General features: G+C 72.1%; 16 protein-coding genes and 5 pseudogenes. 9 read left to right on the top strand and 12 right to left on the bottom strand.

Annotated features, from left to right (window positions below):
* The first annotated feature begins 11 nt into the window (after positions 1-11).
* The 4 genes and pseudogenes from rpmG (at position 12) to ykgO (ending at position 898) form a co-directional block, all read left to right on the top strand.
* Positions 12-179, top strand: a complete 168-nt coding sequence (rpmG, locus tag WKH84_RS16630; RefSeq protein ID WP_263312099.1) for a 50S ribosomal protein L33 — start codon at positions 12-14, stop codon at positions 177-179.
* A pseudogene (gene rpsN / locus WKH84_RS16625) lies at positions 179-483 on the top strand (30S ribosomal protein S14). The gene rpmG and the pseudogene rpsN overlap by 1 nt, the downstream one beginning before the upstream one ends.
* Before the next feature lie 42 nt (positions 484-525).
* Positions 526-777, top strand: coding sequence for a type B 50S ribosomal protein L31 (locus WKH84_RS16620; RefSeq protein WP_263312097.1), 252 nt, complete (start codon positions 526-528; stop codon positions 775-777).
* Positions 774-898 (top strand): annotated as a pseudogene (gene ykgO / locus WKH84_RS16615) (type B 50S ribosomal protein L36). The gene WKH84_RS16620 and the pseudogene ykgO overlap by 4 nt, the downstream one beginning before the upstream one ends.
* Here ykgO and WKH84_RS16610 read toward each other — a convergent pair.
* The 3 genes from WKH84_RS16610 to WKH84_RS16600 all read right to left on the bottom strand — a co-directional run bounded on the left by WKH84_RS16610 (position 876) and on the right by WKH84_RS16600 (position 2703).
* Positions 876-1166 carry a hypothetical protein gene (locus tag WKH84_RS16610; RefSeq protein WP_341854462.1) on the bottom strand — a complete coding sequence of 97 codons (291 nt, stop codon included), beginning with the start codon at positions 1164-1166 and terminating at the stop codon, positions 876-878. The pseudogene ykgO and the gene WKH84_RS16610 overlap by 23 nt on opposite strands.
* Positions 1167-1216: 50 nt before the next feature.
* Positions 1217-1921, bottom strand: coding sequence for a hypothetical protein (locus WKH84_RS16605; RefSeq protein ID WP_341854461.1), 705 nt, complete (start codon positions 1919-1921; stop codon positions 1217-1219).
* A gap of 542 nt (positions 1922-2463) precedes the next feature.
* Positions 2464-2703 carry a hypothetical protein gene (locus WKH84_RS16600; RefSeq protein WP_341854460.1) on the bottom strand — a complete coding sequence of 80 codons (240 nt, stop codon included), beginning with the start codon at positions 2701-2703 and terminating at the stop codon, positions 2464-2466.
* Between the two features lie 131 nt (positions 2704-2834).
* Here WKH84_RS16600 and WKH84_RS16595 point away from each other — a divergent pair, with 131 nt between their 5' ends.
* The gene (locus WKH84_RS16595; protein ID WP_341854459.1) at positions 2835-3593 is read left to right on the top strand and encodes an FAD-dependent monooxygenase; all 759 of its coding nucleotides are present in this window, start codon (positions 2835-2837) and stop codon (positions 3591-3593) included.
* A 6-nt stretch (positions 3594-3599) separates the two neighbouring features.
* On the opposite strand, the gene WKH84_RS16590 is transcribed toward WKH84_RS16595, so the two are convergent.
* From WKH84_RS16590 to WKH84_RS16580, 3 genes are all read right to left on the bottom strand, one after another.
* Positions 3600-4781 carry a Gfo/Idh/MocA family oxidoreductase gene (locus WKH84_RS16590; RefSeq protein WP_341854458.1) on the bottom strand — a complete coding sequence of 394 codons (1182 nt, stop codon included), beginning with the start codon at positions 4779-4781 and terminating at the stop codon, positions 3600-3602.
* A gap of 5 nt (positions 4782-4786) precedes the next feature.
* A complete protein-coding gene (locus tag WKH84_RS16585) occupies positions 4787-5020 on the bottom strand; it encodes a hypothetical protein (protein WP_341856932.1) in 234 nt (77 codons plus the stop codon).
* Between the two features lie 172 nt (positions 5021-5192).
* The gene (locus tag WKH84_RS16580) at positions 5193-5546 is read right to left on the bottom strand and encodes a hypothetical protein (protein ID WP_341854457.1); all 354 of its coding nucleotides are present in this window, start codon (positions 5544-5546) and stop codon (positions 5193-5195) included.
* A 306-nt stretch (positions 5547-5852) separates the two neighbouring features.
* On the opposite strand from WKH84_RS16580, the gene WKH84_RS16575 reads away from it, so the two are divergent.
* Positions 5853-7778 carry a hypothetical protein gene (locus tag WKH84_RS16575; protein ID WP_341854456.1) on the top strand — a complete coding sequence of 642 codons (1926 nt, stop codon included), beginning with the start codon at positions 5853-5855 and terminating at the stop codon, positions 7776-7778.
* 34 nt (positions 7779-7812) lie between these two features.
* On the opposite strand, the gene WKH84_RS16570 is transcribed toward WKH84_RS16575, so the two are convergent.
* From WKH84_RS16570 to WKH84_RS16550, 5 genes and pseudogenes are all read right to left on the bottom strand, one after another.
* Positions 7813-8436, bottom strand: a complete 624-nt coding sequence (locus WKH84_RS16570) for a serpin family protein (RefSeq protein WP_341856931.1) — start codon at positions 8434-8436, stop codon at positions 7813-7815.
* A 50-nt stretch (positions 8437-8486) separates the two neighbouring features.
* Positions 8487-9026 (bottom strand): annotated as a pseudogene (locus WKH84_RS16565) (serpin family protein); the annotation flags it as partial.
* 454 nt (positions 9027-9480) lie between these two features.
* A pseudogene (locus tag WKH84_RS16560) lies at positions 9481-10423 on the bottom strand (carbohydrate ABC transporter permease).
* Positions 10420-11304, bottom strand: coding sequence for a sugar ABC transporter permease (locus tag WKH84_RS16555; protein ID WP_341854455.1), 885 nt, complete (start codon positions 11302-11304; stop codon positions 10420-10422). Before WKH84_RS16555 ends, WKH84_RS16560 begins: the two are co-directional and overlap by 4 nt.
* On the bottom strand, positions 11301-12635 hold the full coding sequence (locus tag WKH84_RS16550) for an extracellular solute-binding protein (RefSeq protein WP_341854454.1): 1335 nt from the start codon (positions 12633-12635) through the stop codon (positions 11301-11303). The genes WKH84_RS16555 and WKH84_RS16550 overlap by 4 nt, the downstream gene beginning before the upstream one ends.
* A 422-nt stretch (positions 12636-13057) precedes the next feature.
* Here WKH84_RS16550 and WKH84_RS16545 point away from each other — a divergent pair.
* The 3 genes and pseudogenes from WKH84_RS16545 (at position 13058) to WKH84_RS16535 (ending at position 16780) form a co-directional block, all read left to right on the top strand.
* Positions 13058-14755: pseudogene (locus WKH84_RS16545) on the top strand (sodium:solute symporter family protein).
* Positions 14756-14775: 20 nt separating this feature from the next.
* A complete protein-coding gene (locus tag WKH84_RS16540) occupies positions 14776-15105 on the top strand; it encodes a hypothetical protein (protein WP_263312082.1) in 330 nt (109 codons plus the stop codon).
* Positions 15106-15259: 154 nt separating this feature from the next.
* The gene (locus WKH84_RS16535) at positions 15260-16780 is read left to right on the top strand and encodes a carboxypeptidase (RefSeq protein ID WP_341854453.1); all 1521 of its coding nucleotides are present in this window, start codon (positions 15260-15262) and stop codon (positions 16778-16780) included.
* On the opposite strand, the gene WKH84_RS16530 is transcribed toward WKH84_RS16535, so the two are convergent.
* Positions 16666-17862 carry a hypothetical protein gene (locus WKH84_RS16530; RefSeq protein ID WP_341854452.1) on the bottom strand — a complete coding sequence of 399 codons (1197 nt, stop codon included), beginning with the start codon at positions 17860-17862 and terminating at the stop codon, positions 16666-16668. The genes WKH84_RS16535 and WKH84_RS16530 overlap by 115 nt on opposite strands.
* Between the last annotated feature and the right edge of the window lie 65 nt (positions 17863-17927).

Below are 17927 nucleotides of genomic sequence, written 5' to 3'. Positions count from 1 at the left end.
GGAAACCCCTTATGGCCAGGAAGAACGACATCCGAGGCGTGATCAAGATGCGCTCCACCGCCGGCACCGGATTCACGTACATGACCACCAAGAACCGTCGGAACACCCCCGACCGGCTCGTCGCGCGGAAGTTCGACCCCCGGATGCGCGAGGTCGTCGAGTTCCGCGAGGAGCGCTGATGGCGAAGAGCTCGAAGATCGCCGCCGACGCACGGCGCCGCGGGACCGTGGCCCGATACGCCGAGCGCCGTGCGGCCTTGAAGTGCACGATCAAGGACAAGCAGGCGACGACCGCGGAGAAGGTGCTCGCCCAGCGGGCGCTGCAGCGCCTGCCGCGCGATGCGAGCCCCACCCGACTGCGCAACCGCGATGCGATCGACGGCCGTCCGCGCGGGTTCCTGCGCACGTTCGGGCTCTCCCGGGTGCGCTTCCGCCAGGCCGCCCATCGCGGCGAGCGCCGGGCGTGACGAAGTCCAGCTGGTGAGCTCCGGCTCGCCCCACCCCATCCTCTGAAGGAGGACATCCCATGAAGCCGTCCATCCATCCCGACTACCGGCCCGTCGTCTTCCGCGACGCGAGCGCCGACTTCTCCTTCCTCACCCGCTCCACAGCCACCTCGGAGCGCACCATCACCTGGACCGATGGCCAGGAGTACCCGGTCATCGACGTGGAGGTCTCCTCCGCCTCGCACCCCTTCTACACGGGGCAGTCGAAGGTGCTGGACACCGCCGGTCGCGTGGAGCGCTTCCGCCGCCGCTACGGGCAGGGGACGCGCTGAAGGTCCGCTCCTCGCTCCGCTCCTCGCCGCCCGCCCCGGCGCCCAGGTGGTGCGCCGCCGCGGCCGGCTCTACGTGATCAACAAGGAGGAGCCCCGCTTCAAGGGGCGACAGAAGGGGTGAGGCAAGACTCCGCGAGCGCCTCGGCCATCCGGGGCGCGAGCCGCTCGGCCATCACCCGGTAGCCCTCGGGCGTGGGGTGCGACTGGTCGCCGAGCAGGTGCATCTCCTGCGCTGTGATGACCTCGGTCCCGTCGACGACCGTGAGCGGCGGGTCCTCGGCCGCGAGCGGCTCCGCGCCCTGATGGACGATCTCCCGCAGGCGGCGCTGGGTGAGCCCGGCGTCGTTCGGGGCGTCCTCGCGGTGCGGGCCCGAGGTGATGGTGCTCATGAGCACGATCGGCGCCGGTGTCAACCGTCGCACGTGGTCGACGAAGCCGATCAGCGTCGGCGACGAGGTCGCGCTCGGTGAAGGTGGAGGCGCCGTAGATGTTGGCGCCGATGCAGAGGGTGACCAGGTCCGGGCGGGAGCGCCCGATCGTCTCGGCGACCGGCGGGTCCAGATGGCACTGCCCGGACAGGCCGAGCGCGGTCAGCTCGTAGTCGTTCTGCGCCGCGACCAGGGCGGGCCACGTCCCCCTCGGGCTCTCCGCCTCGTTGCACTGCGTGATGGAGCCGCCGTGCACGGTCCAGCGCGGGCCGCGCGGCGGGGCGGGGACGAGCACGCTCGCCTCGTGCAGCGGCGCCTGGTGCGAGCACCGTCGGTGCGGTGTGCGGGAGCCACAGCTCGACGCGCGACAGGTCGCCGGGAAGGTCCATCAGCGGCTCCGTGCGGCCTCCCGCCTCGAGGGTCGCCGTGTGCTCGCCGTCGATCACGAGGTCCGCGCGGCGCGGGGCGTTCGCGTGGGACTCCTGCGTGGTGAGAGCGAGCTCGAGCTGGCGCGCGTCGGTCTCCACGGCCAGACGCACGCCGTTCGGGATGCGGGCGAGCTCCTCGATGTCGGCGGAGCCGATCCGCGCCAGCCGCGCCGGCGCGAGGCGCCAGGGCTGGGTGCCGCCCGCGACGCCGGTCCAGGTCGCCGCCCCGGACCAGGCCTCGGGGAGGTCCTCGGGAAGGATGCGGCGGGTGGTGCGGGTGGCGGTCATGCGGACTCCTTCGACGGCACGGCTCCGGACGGAGCACGTGGGCACCGTACCGCCGGGCGAGGCCGCGGGCCGACAGGTCTACGGTGGTCCCCACCGCTCCTGCGTCGAGACGAGGCCGCCATGGATGACGCCGCGCACACGACCGGCCCGGCACCTTCGCCCGATGCCGCTCTGACCACCGATCTGCTGGTCGTCGGCGCGGGGCCGACGGGCCTGATGGCGGGGCTCGTCGCCCGGCGCCGCGGGCTGTCGGCCCTGATCGTGGATCCGAAGCCGGGGCCGACCAGGGAGTCGCGGGCGATCGTGGTCCAGTCCCGCAAGCATGGAGATCCTCGACCAGCTGGGCCTGGTCGCACCGGTGCTGGAGGGGGCGCAGGCCGCGGGCCGGATCCGGATCCGGCAGGGCGGCCCCGGAGTGGGGGCGGACTTCGCCGCCGCGCGCGCGAGGGGGACACCCCGTTCCCGGGGGCGCGGGTCTTCGAGCAGAGCCGCACCGAGCGGCTCCTCGCGGACGCCCTCGCGGCCGAGGGCGCACCCGTCCGCTACAGGCTCGGCCTCGTCTCCTTCACCGCGGACCCGTCGGCCGACGAGGGGGTCGAGGCGCCGCTGGAGGGGCCGGAGGACCCGATCCGGGTCCGGGCGCGATGGCTGATCGGGGCCGACGGGGCGAGCTCGCCCGTGCGCCACCTGCTGGGGCTCCCCTTCGAGGGAGTGACCGACGAGGCGACGTTCTGCGTGGCGGACCTGCAACGGGTGCGGGGCATCGAGACCGGGGCGCTCACCGCACGCTTCGGCCGGCGGCTTCGCGCTCCTGTTCCCGCTGGGCGAGGGCGGGCACGCCCGGCTGATCTGGTCGCACGGCGGGGCGGAGCCCGACCAGGAGGAGGCGCTCGCGGGCGCTCGCGAGGATCTCGTGATCCGGTACGAGCGCGTGGACTGGTTCTCCGCCTACCGGGTCCATCACCGCGTCGCCTCACGGTTCCGGCAGGGTCCGGTGTTCCTGGCGGGCGATGCCTCGCACGTCCACTCCCCCGTGGGCGGTCAGGGCATGAACACGGGCCTGCAGGACGCTCACCACCTGGTGAACCTCCAGGCCGACGTCGCCTCCGGGCCGCGGGAGCCCGGTCAGCTGGAGCGCTACGAGGCGGAGCGTCGCCCGGTCGCGCTGACGCTGGTGCGGATCGTGGACCGGGCCTTCGGGGTGATCGCGCGGCCCGGCCGCGGCGCCGCCTTCGTGCGCCGTCGGGCCCGTGACCTGCTGGCGGTGCTCGCACCGCGGCTCCTCGCCACTCCCGTCGGGCGCCGGCTCGGCGGGTGGCTGGGTCAGTACCGCATCCACTACCACGCGGTCCCCGAGGGGGAGCCGCCGCCGCGCTGGGCGCGCGACCGGGCCGTCGGCCGGCGCCTCCTGCCGACCGACGCGAACCGCGAGGCGCCGCGGGCGATGAGCTGGCAGCCGCATGTCGAGGGGGTCGAGGATGCCGTGCGGCCGCAGGTTCCCGCGGCGGTGGAGGGACCGTTCTGCGGTGCGGGATCCGACCGCGACGCCGAGGCGCGGATGTCGCTGGTGAGACCCGACGGGTACGTCGCCGCGGTGTGGCCGCCGCATGCGGGCGCCGCCACGACCGCGGACGTGGCCGACGCCCTGCGCGCCCACGGGATGCGGGGGTGAGTCTGCTCAGACCTGTCCGCCGTCGAAGTACTCCCTGATCTCGTCCGCCACCGGCGGCACCTCGAGGGGCACGCCGCCGGAGCGGATCGACTCCGCGCCGCGCACCCCGGTCGCCACCGCCTCACGGGCCGCGATCACGGAGACCTCGGTGGATCCGCCGCCGCGGGCGAAGCGCAGGAACTCGGCGACGAGGCTCGGGTCGGCGCCGCCGTGACCGCCCTCGGCGCGGGCGATCACCTCGATGTCATCGGGCCTGCCCGGTCCCGAGCGGCGCGAGGTCCAGAGGTGGATCTGGTCGCCGGCGCCGTCGCCCATGTTCTCGATCCGTCCGGCGTCCCCGATCACGGTGTAGTTCCGCCAGTAGTCGGGGGTGAAGTGGCACTGCTGGTAGGAGGCGAGCACGCCGTTGTCCAGCGTCATCTGCGGCATCGAGATGTCCTCGACGTCGACGACGGGGTTGAGCTCCTTCTGCGCGGTGGGCGGCCAGATGTCCTCGTCGTACCACTCCCCCATGCGGCGGCCGGAGTTGTCGCGGCGGTCGGTGATGTCGCCGTAGACCGCGAGGTCGCCGATGCCGGAGACGCGGCGGGTGGCGCCGCCGGCGAGCCAGTGGATCACGTCGATGTCGTGGGCACCCTTCTGCAGCAGCAGGCTCATGGCCTTCTCCCGCTCGGCGTGCCAGTCCTTGAAGTAGAAGTCGCCGCCGGCGCCCACGAAGTGACGGCACCAGATCGCCCGCACCCTGCCGATCCGGCCGGAGTCGACGATCGCCTTCATCTGCCGCACCACCGGCATGTGCCGCATGTTGTGGCCGATGTACAGCCGGGCCCGCTTCTCCTTCGCGAGCTCGAGCATCCCGTCGGCGTCCTCGAGGGAGATCGCCATCGGCTTCTCGCAGAAGGTGGGGATCCCGGCGGCGAGGGTCTGCCGCGCGATGCCGGCGTGCGCGAAGTCGGGGGCGAGGATCATCACCGCGTCGACCTCGTGCTCGGCCAGCGGCTCCTCGAAGGAGCGGGCGGTCGCCACGTCCTCGCCGAAGCGCTCGCGGGCGAGGTCACGGCCGCGCTCGGCCGGGTCGGCGACGGCGGTGACGCGGGAGCCCTCACCGGGGCGGTGGGCATGGAAGGCGAGATCGGAGCGGGCGCCCATGCCGATCACGCCGATGCGCAGGTCAGGGGTCGGGGTCACGGTGATCAGCTCTCCTCGCTGGTGGGGTGGGCGTGGGCGGCACGCCCGAAGCGGTGCGCCTCGGCGAGCGCGAGGCCCGTCGGCCGACGTTCGAGGTCCAGCAGCGGCACCTCGTTGCGGCCGGCGCGCAGGAGCGGGGCGGGGACGTAGAGCGTCTGCTGGGGGCCGATGTCCCAGTACCTGCCCACGCAGAACCCGTTGACGTAGGCGACGCCGTGGCCGGCGTCGGAGACGTCCAGGAAGGTGTCCTCGGGGGTGTCGGCGGTGAAGGACGCGCCGACGAGGACGGGTAGGGCGTCGGCCGCCTCGTCGACGGTCCCCTCGAGCGCCAGGCTCGCCTGGACCGCCTACGGGCCCGCCGACGGACGGCACCTTCAGATCTGGCCGGTCAGGAACGCGCGCATACGTGCCTCACGTCCGTCGCGCAGACGGCGCGCCCATCCCGGGTATAGAAAGCCCGGCGAACAGCGCCGGCGCGATCAAGAAGTACAGGGCGGGGACCGCCAGCACCACCATCCCCGCGATCGCCAGCAGACGGAGCGCGGTCCACTGGTGGGGCGCGGCGACCAGAGCGACGCAGACCAGCACGCCCCGACCGTCGGCAGGCCGAGCAAAGACCACCCTCTCTGCCATCCAGTTCTCCGACAGCGGGTTCATCCAGCCGCGCAAGACAGCCGGTCGCCCAGTGCGCGCCCACAGGGCGACCCCGAGGAGCAAGAGGCCGATCAGCGCCAGGGAGAGGGAGACCAGGAGTCGTTCCGTCATGACCGACATCCTCGCAGAGGACTGCACCCACCGCACCGCTGCGGCGGCGCTCTCGCAGCGGGCATGGGCAGTCCTCCCCATCGACGCCCGCGCCGGCCGCAGGGAAGATGGGCCGACGACGACTCACAGGGGTGACGATGTTCTACGGGATGGATACCGCGCAGGGCGAGGACTTCGCGCGCCTGATGGCCCAGCGCCGCGAAGATCTGGCCGGGAGGACCGAGCGACTGGGCGGCACGATCCGCGCACTCGGCGGCCGCCTGGATCGGGCCGGACGCCGACAGCTTCCGCGACCGATGGGACGCGTTGCAGAACGGTCCTATCGAGAACGCGCTCGAGCGACTCATGGAGCTCGCGCGCGCTCTCTCCGCCGATGCGCAGGAGCAGGACGTCACCTCGGCCGCCGATGCGCTCTCCGCCTTTGCCGAGAAGTTCGACGATCTCTTCCGCTTCGGGGACTTCTCCCTGCGCAACCTCCTCCCGAATCCCAACGACTGGGAGGACTGGGTCGGCATGGGCCTCAGCGGCCTGGTCGACGGCGTCAGCGGCGCCTACTCGGGGCTCGCGAAGTTCCTGACATCCCCTCGCACGCTGGCGACGTTCATGCTCGTCGGGGGCGATGACCTGGTGAACTCGATGAGAGGTGCCGCGGGTGCGGCCTCGAAGTTCTCCAAAGCACTCGGCCCTGTCGGCGCAGTCGTCACTGGCGGCTTCGCCGCGTGGGACCGCTGGGAGCAGGACTCCGCGGACCCGAGCCTGAGCACCGGCGAGCGCATCGGGCGCGCCGCCGTCGACGGCGGTGCCAATGCACTCGGCGGGGGACTCGGAGCGTGGGGCGGTGCCGCTGGCGGGGCCGCGCTGGGCACCATGATCTGTCCCGGCGTCGGCACCGTCATCGGCGGTGCTGTGGGCGGGATCCTCGGCGGGCTCGGAGGGAGCAAGCGCCGCGAACGGTATCGTCGACTGGGTCCTGGGATGAGGCCCGGGGACGTCACACCACGAGGGCGAGGCAAGAGCGGCATGGACCTGGAACGCATCTCCGTCACGACGACGGCGGCTCCCGGCGTTGCTGTCGACGTCGACATCCCCGGCACCTGGGAGGTCGAGCGTCGAGACGGCGCCCCCACGCTCGTCGCGAAGCTCTCCGCCGAGGAGGCGGGCCCGTTCGCCGACAATATCGTCGTCACCCTGGAGCCGCTCCCGTCCGAGACCCCGCGGGACCTCGAGGCGATCACCGCGATCTCCCGCGCGCAGCAAGCACGCGTCTGTTCCCGACCTGCACCTCCTCGAGGATCGGCCGGCGGCCGTCGGCGGACTGCGCGGGCATTCCCGAGCCCTGCTGCAGACCGCCCCTCCCGGCCTGACGGTGATCACCCGACAGGTGTTCGCCCTCGCGGGAGAAACCTTGGTGACCCTCGCCCTCACCTCGTTCCCGTTCCGGGACCGCGAGAGCTCCGCGCTCATGGAGCAGATCCTCGACACCCTCAGCATCCGACTCGACGAGGAGGATCTCGCGTGATCGCCTTCGACCCCGCCACCGCAGCATTCCGAGGTCCCCGTGCCTCGCTCGACCGTCTGCTCAACGCCCTCGCGGCCGACGACGAGCTCTCCGCAGTGCTCGCCGCCCACGCCCCCGGCATCACAGTGGACCCGACGATGGACGGGATGCGCGGGGCACTGACGGCACCGCTGTTCCGCGTCGAGATCACCGTCTCGGGGCCCGGTGCACAGCAAGACCACGACCTTCTCGTCGGCGCGAACGGCGTCGGTGTGCGTCGAAGCCCGCTGAAGGACGGCCTCGCAGAGCTGGCCGCTTACCCCATCGGAACCCTCCCCGGCGGGATGACCAGGCTCGTCCGTTTCCTGCCGGGCGCCGCCCCCACCTCGGAGCAGGGACCGATCCGGGTCCCGGCGGAGCAACTGGTCCGGCTGACGGACCCCGACACCGCCACGCGCGTCGCGGCCTGGTCGGCCCTCGACCCCCTGATCGGCAACGTCCTCGGGCCCGCCGCCGACGACACGTGGCAGATCGTCGAGGCCCGCGGCTCCTGGACGTCGCTCGACGAGGAGCCCGGCGAGGACCTCGTGGTGCAGATCCGGCGTGCGGAGCATCATCTCCTCATCGAGGAGCAGAACAGCGTCGCCTCTCTGCGCCCGGTCACCTCGCTCCGTGCGTGGGAAGAGTTCATCCGGGTGCTCCCGGAGCATGACGAGGTGGGCGCTCCTCGGTGAGGGGCCCCGGCGCGACTGTCCGTACGGCCCGTCCTCACCTCGTCTGCCGCGGATCCCCGATCCAGCCGGCGACCAGCGGTGCGCGGGTCGAGCGCTCATAGGCCACGAACAGGAACGGCCGGTCCAGGACGAGCTCCTTCGGCTCGACGGGGGCGGCGGTCGTGCCGGCGATCGCCGCGGTAGCGGCCGCGGCCTCCATGCCCACCTCGTCGACCGTGATCACGGTCTTCTGCAGGATCTCGGTGATCATCAGATCCTCCTCAGCGGTGATGCCGGAGAGGTCCGCCGCCGCGGAGAACACCTCGGTCATCCCGAGCCCCTCCAGCACCGCCACCAGGGAGGAGTCCCAGGCGATGTCGAAGGGCGGCACGGCGAGGTCGACCTGCTCCGAGGAGTCCTCGAGCCCGTCGAGCGACCCGCCGAGGCCCGCCGCGGACGTGCCCGCGACCTCGGCCCAGGCGTCCATCGTCCCGCCGATGCCGTCGGCCGGCTGGACCAGCGCGAGGGCGAGTTCGCCGCCGGCGGCCTCGAGCGCGGTGGCGCGGCACACCGAGTCCTCGAACCAGGCGGAGCCGCTGCCGTGGAGCGGCTCGACGGAGAGCTCCTCGCCCTCCTCCGCGGTGAAGGTGCCGCCGCGACGCTCGAGCGGGCGCGCCAGGCCGCCTTGAGGTGCAGGGCGTTCACGAGAACGGCCCGGGTGCGGTCGGAGAGCGCCCCGTCGGGCACGAGCTCCTCGATGAGGTCGTTCGTCTGCTCGAGCACCCAGTCGTTGATCCGTTCACGGCCCTCCTCGCGCGCCGCCTCGTCGAGGAAGTCGACCTCGAAGACGCCGCCGCCGAACCATTCGGCGAGCCCGTCGAGGAAGCCCTGCTCGACCTGCATGCCCTCCTGCGCCCAGGTGTCGCTGACGAGGGAGGCGACGGCGGGCTCCGGCCCCTCGGGGTTGTCCTCCTGCCGAGCCGCGTCCCCCACGGCGGCGAGCACCGCGGAGAGCGTGTTGGCGGTGGTGGCGAGCTCGTCGACCGTGCCGCCGAGCACCTCCTCCATCTGTGCGAGGGTGTCCCCCGCGGCACCGAGCGCAGCCATGGTCAGCACGGTCTGCGCCGAGAGCGGGGAGCAGACGGCGTTGACCGGCTCGCGGTCGATGCCGGCGAGCAGGTGGGCGGTGAAGGGGACGACGCGCCGGCCGATCCCGTCGGCCTCGGCCGGCTTCCGGCGCGGCGACTCGGAGACGAGGTCCGGCTCCATGTCGTCACCGACGATCCCCTCGACCATCCCGCGACCCGACAGCCCGGCCCCGGCCAGGGCGCCGCCGCCGCCGCGGCGAGGACGGAGCGTCGGCGCGGGGCGAGGACGGAGCGTCGCCGCGGCGGGGACGGGAGCCGGTCCGCGGTCGGCGCGGGGCGTCGGGCAGGGGCAGGGCCGCGGGAGGAGCTCATCCCTCCATCCAAGAGCACCCGGAGCCGTCCCGCCACCGGATCCCGAAAGCGGGCGGGCTCGGGCGGCGCCGAGGACGCACGCCGCCGCGCCACGGTCTCGGCGGCGGCGCGTACGGGCGCTCGGCGCGACGACGTGGCATATATGCCATGTCGTGCCGCCACGAGCCCGCGCGACGACGACCGCCCCGCCCCCGGGCTGACGGGGTGCGGGGCGGTCGCGGTGGAGGGCGGTCGTGGCAACGGCCGATCGCGGCGGGGCGGGATCAGCCCTTGACGGACCCCTCGGTGAGGCCGCCGCGCCAGAAGCGCTGCAGCACCAGGATCAGGATCGCCAGCGGGATCACCGACAGCGCCGCGCCGCCGGTGGTGAGCTGGTAGAACTCCGGCAGGCGGTCCGTCTGGGCCCGCCAGTTGTCCAGGCCCAGGGTGATCGGGTACAGCTTCTCGTCGGCCAGCATGACCAGCGGGAGCATGTAGTTGTTCCAGATCGCGATGAACTGGAACAGCACGATCGTCACGATCGCGGGGGTCAGCTGAGGCAGGGCCAGGCGGTGGAAGAGGCCCAGCTCCCGCACGCCGTCCAGACGACCCGCCTCGAGCATCTCGTCGGGCACCGCGGCGCCGGCGTAGATCGAGGCGAGGAACAGGCCGAAGGGGCTCACCAGCGAGGGGATCAGCACGGCCCAGTACGTGTTGGTGATCCCGATCGAGCTGAACAGGAAGAACAGCGGCGGCCGCCACGGCCGTGCCGGGCACGAGCACGCCGCCGAGGACGAGCCCGTAGACGAGGCCGCGGCCGCGGAAGCGGTACTTGGCCAGGGCGTAGCCGGCGGCGACCGCGAAGTAGGTCGCGAGCACGGAGCCGACCCCGGAGTACAGGACCGAGTTCAGGGCCCAGCGGGGGAAGATCCCGCCGTTGGCCGTGAGCACGGACCGGAGGTTCTCCCACAGCTGGAAGTTCTCGCCGAGCCAGAACCCGCTGGTGCCGAAGAGGTCCTCGGTGGACTTGGTGGCGTTGATGACCACCCAGTACACCGGCACCAGGAAGTACACGGCGACCATCGCGAGGATCGCGGTGACGATGATCGTGGTGGTGGGCTTGCGGCCCGCGTCGCGGTCGCCCGAGCGGCCGTCGCCGCGGGCGGCCCTGGCCGCGTTGCCGAGCGGCTTCGCGCGGTGCGTGGGGGCGTTGTCGGTGGTGCTCATCGGCGCTTCTCCATCCAGTTCGAGATCCCCAGCGCGAGCGCCGAGAACAGGAAGGCGGCGACCGCGATGATCACGGACTGCGCCGCGGCCATGCCGATGTCGTTGTACTGGAACGCGAAGGCATAGGCGGACATGTTCGGGGTGTACTCCGAGGTGATCCCCGCGCTCATGGTCTGCAGCAGGCGCGGCTCGGCGAACAGCCGCAGGGTGCCGATGATCGAGAAGATGATCGTGAGCATCAGGGCAGGGCGGATCAGCGGGATCTGGATCGAGCGGGCCACCCGGAAGGAGCTCGCCCCGTCGATCTTCGCGGCCTCGTACAGCTCGCCGGGGATGGCCTTGAGCCGCGCGACGATGATCAGCATGTTGTAGCCGGTGTAGGTCCAGGTCACGATGTTCGCGATGGACCACAGCACCATGTTCGGGCCGAGGAAGTCGACGGTGATGCCGACGGCGCCGAGCACGTCCACGATCGGGGACAGCCCCGGGATGTAGAGGAAGGACCACAGGATCGTGGCGATCACGCCGGGGATGCCGTAGGGCAGGAAGTAGGTGGCGCGGAAGAAGCCGGGCCACTTCGCCGAGGCGCTCTCGAGCGAGAGGGCGAGGATCGTGGCGGCCACGATCATCACCGTCACCTGCACGACGCCGAACAGGACCATCCGCCCGATCGAGGCGATGAAGTTCGCGTTCGTCAGCGCGGCGATGTAGTTGTCCAGCCCCGCGAAGACGCTGTCCACACCGGCCTCGCCGAGCAGGCCCAGGCGCTGGACGCGCGTGAAGCTGTAGCCGATCGCCATGATGATCGGGACGATCATGGTCCCGATGAACAGCACCAGGAACGGTGCCAGCAGCAGCCAGGGGGCGCTCTTGCCCTTCATCGTGCCTCCTCCGCGTTCAGACCGATGGTGCGCATGATCTCGACGATCTCCTTCTGCGCAGTGGCGAACATGTCCGCGAGCGGGACCTCGCCGGTGACGGCGGCGGTCATGCCGTCGCCGATCAGGGCCTGGACGCGCCGCATGAGCGGCGCCCAGGTCCAGTCGAGGTTCTGCCCGGCGGCCATCGGGACGATGACCTCCTCGTTGTAGTTCTGGCCGGAGAAGAACTCGCTGGGCTGCTGCCGCTTCTCGCCGATGTAGTCGGCGGCGGGCGACCAGCCGATGCCGGAGTACTCGATCATCGCGTCGATGCCGGCGGGGTCCGTGCACATCCAGGTGAGGAACTCGAGCGCCTCGGCCGGGTGCTTCGAATTGGCGAGGATCGCGGCGGCGGAGCCGCCGTGGCCGCCGGAGGCGTAGCCGTCGGGCCAGGTGGGCATGGGCGCGACCGCCCACTTGCCGGAGCCGCCGGGCACGGTCTCGTTCAGCGCGTCGGACCACGAGCCGCTGATCGAGGCGAGCACCTTCCCGTCGGCCGCCGCGGCGTACCAGGGGGTGGTGTAGGAGCCGTAGCCGGTGCCGACCAGGCCCTCGTCGAAGATGCCGTCCCAGAACTCGGCCACGCGCATCGAGGCGTCGTCGGTCATGTCGACGATCCAGCCGTCGCCCTCGGGCCGGAACCACACGGCGCCGGACTGCATGACCCAGCCGATGGGGTGGGAGCCGTCGGAGGGGTCGAGGCTGATGATCTGCTTGCCGGCCTCGGAGACGATGCCGGCGGTCTCGCGGAACTCGTCCCAGGTGGAGGGGAAGGTGAGGCCCAGCTCGCCCTCGAGCACCTCCCGGTTGTAGAAGCTCGCCATGGGGCCGGTGTCCTGCGGGACGCCCCAGATGTTGTCGCCGACCTTCGCCTGGCTGATCGCGCCGGGGTCGAAGGCGGACTCGTCCTCGCCGAAGCCGTAGCGGCTGAGGTTCACCAGCGCGCCGGCGAGCGCGAACTCGGGGACCTGGCGCGGCTCGACCTGGGCGATGTCGGGGCCGCCGCCCGCGGCGACCGCGGAGAGGATCTTCGCGTAGCCGCCGGTGTCGCCGCCGGGGATCCAGGTGGCGTCGACCTGGATGCGGTCCTGGGAGGCGTTGAAGACGTCGAGGACCTTCTGCAGGTCCTTCAGCCAGGCCCAGTAGGTCAGGTGGACCTTGCCGTCAGCGGCGGGGATGGTCGGCTCGGCATTGACCTCGCCGGGATTGGGCGGCGCACAGGCCGCGAGGCCGGCGGCGAGCGCCGCACCACCTCCGACCAGCGCCGATCGTCGTGACAAGCGGGGGTTCATCGCAGGTCATCACTCCTCGTCCTTGAGTGCACCGCGGTCGCGGGCGTGATGTGCTCGGGGGCACAGAGATATCGTGAACGTTCACGACCCGTTTGTCCACCCCGGGGCGCGAGCGGCGCGCGGCCGCCGCACGGGAGAGCTCGCGCCCGACGAGGATGCCGCATCACCTACCGTCGGTCAAAATTCGCGGGAACTGCGCAGACGCTCCCGACGGGCGAGCCTGCACCGGCCCGCGCCGCCGGCCGCACCGCCGCCGAGGTGTCCCACCTCACTCCCCCGCCGCGGAGCCCGTCGCCCGACGGGAACACCCGGCAAGCCGGTGGTAACGTCCCTCGTCGGCGCCACGGCGGCGCCGTTCCCCGCCCGCGCGCCACCTCCTGCTCGACGTCGCGGCACGCCTCCTCGTCGCAAGGAGACCCTTCATGGTCGACCTCAGACTCGACGCGCAGTGGATCGACTACGCGATCATCGCGCTCTACTTCGTGTTCGTCCTCGGTGTGGGCTGGTACGCCAAGCGCGGCGTCTCCACCTCCATCGAGTTCTTCCTCTCCGGCCGCTCGCTGCCCGCCTGGGTCACCGGACTCGCCTTCGTCTCCGCCAACCTCGGCGCGGTCGAGATCATGGGCATGTCCGCCACCGGCGCCCAGTACGGCATGCCGACGATGCACTACTTCTGGGTGGGCGCGATCCCCGCCATGCTGTTCCTCGGCGTGGTGATGATGCCCTTCTACTACGGCTCGAAGGTGCGCGGCGTCCCCGAGTTCATGCGCATGCGCTTCGGGAAGGGCGCGCACCTGGTCAACGCGATCTCCTTCGCGGTCGCACAGCCGCTGATCGCGGGCGTGAACCTCTCGCTGCTGGCCACGATCGTCAACCGCCTGCTGGGCTGGCCGATGTGGGTGGGCCTCGTGCTCGCCGCCGCGTTCGTGCTCTTCTACATCACCGTCGGCGGCCTCTCCGCCGCGATCTACAACGAGGTGCGCAGTTCTTCGTGATCGTCGCGGCGCTGCCGCCGCTGACGCTGATCGGCCTGCACCGCGTGGGCGGGTGGTCCGGGATGAAGGAGCGCATCGCCGGCGACGGGATGCTCGGCTCCGAGCAGCTGCACTCCTGGCCCGGCCAGGCCCTCTCCGGCTTCGACTCCCCCGTGCTGTCCGTGATCGGCATCGTGTTCGGCCTGGGCTTCGTGCTCTCCTTCGGCTACTGGACCACGAACTTCGTCGAGGTGCGCCGCGCGATGGCGTCCAAGTCCATCACCGCTGCGCGGATGACCCCGATCATCGGCGCCTTCCCGAAGATGTTCATCCCCTTCATCGTGATCATCCCCGGCATGATCGCCGCGGTGCTGGTCGGGGAGCTCACCGAGTTCAAGCGACTCGACCACGCGGGCGACGCCGCCGGCGCCGCCGCCACGGGCGTGAACTACAACGACGCGCCGCTGCTCGCTGATGCGGGACGTCGCGCCCAACGGCCTGCTCGGCGTCGCGATCGCGGGCCTGCTCGCCGCGTTCATGGCCGGCATGGCCGCGAACATCTCCGCCTTCAACACGGTGATCTCCTACGACCTCTACCAGCAGTACGTGAAGAAGGACGCACCCGACGACCACTACACGAAGGTGGGCCGGATCGCGACGGCCGCGGCCTGCGTCATCGCGATCTTCACCGCGCTGATCGCCGCGCAGTTCTCCAACCTGATGGACTACCTCCAGACCCTGTTCGGCTTCTTCAACGCGCCGCTGTTCGCGACGTTCATCCTGGGCATGTTCTGGAAGCGGATGACGCCGACCGCCGGCTGGACGGGCCTGGTCGCGGGCACGCTCTCGGCCGTGATCCTGTGGGGCTCCTCGACCTTCCTCGGGGTCTTCTCCCTGCCAGGCCAGGGCCTCGCGTTCATGAGCGCCGCGACCGCCTTCGTGGTCGACATCGTGGTCTCGGTCGCGGTCACCCAGATCACCGCCCCGAAGCCCGCCCACGAGCTCAAGGGCCTGGTCTACTCGGAGACGCCGAGGGCCGATCTGGTCGACCCCGAGGAGAAGGACATGCCCTTCTGGCGCCGCCCGGTGCCGATGGCGGGCATCGCGCTCGTCCTGGTCATCGTCCTGAACATCGCGTTCGCCTGAGCAGACGGAGGAGAGAAGCAATGAGCACTTCCGAGGAGAACACCCCCGCCGGGACCGACGTCCCGGCCGACGCGACCGTGCAGACCGCCGGCGCGTTCGACATCCGCAACTTCATCGGCACCCTGCTGGGCCTGTTCGGCCTGATCCTCGTGATCATGGGCCTGGTGGCCTTCTCGCCCGACGAGGCGGCGAAGACCGACGGGATGAACGCGAACCTGTGGGCCGGCCTGGCGATGCTCGTCGTCGGCGTGCTGTTCGTGGTCTGGACGAAGCTCGACCCGATCCGCATGGTCGTGCGGGACAACGAGCCCGGCGCCGAGGAGCCCCACGACATCTCGGCCCTGGACTGATCTCGCCGCCGCGACCGCACGAAGGGGACGTGAGCGGCACGCCGCGCGGCTGAGCTCCGCGGCGTGCCGCTCACGTCCCCTTCCTGCAGGAGGCCCCCACGCAGCGGGCCCGCGTAGCATCGAGCGCGATGCCGCATCCGACGAAGGAGCTCGTGTGAACGACCAGCCCGCCGCCCCCAGCACCTCCCCCGCGACCGGCAGCGAGCCCGGATTCCGACACCGACCGGACCGCCCCCGAGGACCGCCTGGTCACGACCCTGCACAGCCTCGCGCCGCCGGACGGGCCGCTGAACTACACCGCCACCGCCGGCACCGTGGTGTCGCGCGCGAGGAGCCGGACGGCGAGGAGTACGGGCGCGGCAAGCCCTACGCGGAGCTGTTCTCCGTCTCCTACGTCGCGACCTCCCCGGGCGAGGAGCCCCGCCCGGTGGTGTTCGCCTTCAACGGCGGCCCCGGCGCCTCCACCGTCTGGTCGCACCTGGGCCTGCTGGGCCCGCGCCGCGTGGACTCCGGGGACGCGGGAGCCCCCGCCGCTCCCCCGCACCGCCTGCTGGACAACCACGAGACGATCCTGCGCGACGCCGATCTCGTCGTGGTCGACGCGATGACCACGGGCTTCTCCCGCCCCGCACCCGGGCAGAAGCCCGACCGCCATCACGGCCTCGCCGCGGACCGCGACCTGATCGCCGCCTTCGTCATCGACTGGCTGACCCGCAACGACCGCTGGACCTCCGAGGTCCATCTCGCCGGCGAGTCCTACGGCACCACCCGCGCCTCCGCCGTCGCGGCCCGACTGCTGGACCGCTACTACCTCGCCGTCGCCGGGATCGTGCTGATCTCGCCGGTGCTGGACTTCGGCACGATCGTGTTCTCCCCCGGCAACGACCGCCCCTACCTCCACTACCTGCCCACCTATGCCGCGATCGCCCACGCCCACGGCAAGCACGAGGACCGACTGCTGCAGGACGTGGTCGACGAGGCCGAGGCCTTCGCCGAGCAGGAGTACCCAGCGCTGCTCGCGGCGGGATTGCGGCTGGACCCCGCGCAGAAACAGGAGGCCGCGGCCCGGATCGGGGCGCTGATCGGCGTGGACCCGGACTGGGTGGAGCGCGCGGACCTGCGCGTGGAGCACCAGGCCTTCCTCGCCGAGTCGCTGCGGGACGAGGGCCTGGTGACCGGCCGGATCGACGGCCGCTTCACGGCGCCCGCCGGGGACGGCAACGCGGCGCGGATGGAGACCGATCCGTCGATCGACCAGCTCGCCCCGAGCTACACCGCGGCGATCAACCACTACCTGCGCGGGGAGCTCGAGTTCTCCGCCGACGTGGTCTACGAGATCATGTCCGGGCGCGTGCACCCGTGGAGCTACAAGGACTTCGAGAACCGCTCGGTGGAGGTCGCCTCCGATCTCGCCCGCGTCTCGCGGAAGTCCCCGCACACCCGGGTGCTGGTCTCCCACGGCTATCACGACGCGGCGACCCCGTTCCACGCCAGCGAGCACGTGCTCGCCCAGCTCGCCATCCCGCGCGAGGACTACGCCGAGCGGATCCGGGTGGAGTACTACGAGGCGGGGCACATGATGTACTGCCACGAGCCGAGCCGCCTCGAGCTCTCCGCCCACCTGCGCGAGTTCGTCGCCGGGGCGGGCGGCACGGAGGACGACGGGCAGGCCTGAGCGCCGACGGGCCGGGCCACCGGGACCGCTCGGCCCCGCGCCGCCGGACCTGCCGGAGGCTCCGCCGACGGGTCAGCTCTCGGAGCCGGTCGAGCCCGATCCGCTGCCCGAGGCACCGCCGCCGGAGCTCGCACTGCCGGAGGAGCCGCTCCCGGAGCCGCCGCGCTCGGACGACCCGCTCCCGGAGGCTCCGCCGCCGTCCTGGCCGCCGCTTCCTGAGGAGCTTCCGCCGGAGGAGCCGCCGTCGCCGCTCGTGCCGCCGCCCTGCCCGGAGGTACCGTCGCCGGTGGTGCCGTCGTCGGTCGTGCCGTCCTGCTCGCTGCGGGTCGACGGTGGTGCCGTCCTGACCGGTCCCGTCCTGCTCGCCGGTGCCGTCCTGCTCGCTCCGTCCCGTCCTGCTGCTGCGTGCCGTCCTCGCCGGTGCCGTCCTCGGACGTCCCGTCCTCGGTCGTGCCGCCGGAGTCCTCGCGCGGGGCCACGTGCTCGGTGCCGGTGACGGAGCGCTGGATCTCGCCGGTGCCCGGGGAGAGCTCCGTGCCGGTCAGACGCTGGACGCCGAACACGGCGGCCATGCCGATCAGGGCGATGACCACGCTCATCAGGGCGATCCTCCCGATCCGTCGGCCGCGACCCGGCGTCTCCCCGGAGGCGCCGTCCGCACCGGCCCGGTGCTCGGACGTCCCGGCGGCGTCCGTCCCGACGGCGCCGTCCTCGCCCGCACCGCGGCGAGTGCGCGAGGAGTGCACCTCCCCGCCTCCGACGCGGGGTCGCGCCTTCTCCCCCGCCTTGGCCTTGACCTGCTTGAGCCTGCGGGCGGTGCCGTTGACGGAGTCGGTGTAGAAGGCGACCACGGCCGCGGAGATCACGGAGGTGATCGCGGCACCGAGCACGGTGCCGCTGATGCCGAGCTGGCCGCCGATCACGGAGGTGGTCGCCGCGGCGGCGCCGCCGGCGAGCAGGCCGGGCACGGAGAGGCTCTTGACCTCCGATGCCGAGGCGCCCGCGGCGTCCTCGACGGGCGGGGCGTCGGTGCCCTGCGGGGAGTGAGGAGGCACCGGGGAGGAGGGCGGGGTGGAGTTCATGGACCCACGCTCCGCACCGTGCCTCGGACTTCCGTCGAGGAACCCTCGGAGAACCCTGGAAAAGG

Origin of the sequence: Brachybacterium sp. GPGPB12, from assembly GCF_038396325.1 — a bacterium.
GTDB lineage: Bacteria > Actinomycetota > Actinomycetes > Actinomycetales > Dermabacteraceae > Brachybacterium > Brachybacterium conglomeratum.
The sequence above is the reverse complement of the archived record's forward strand: the minus strand, read 5'-3'. Positions and strand labels throughout refer to the sequence as shown.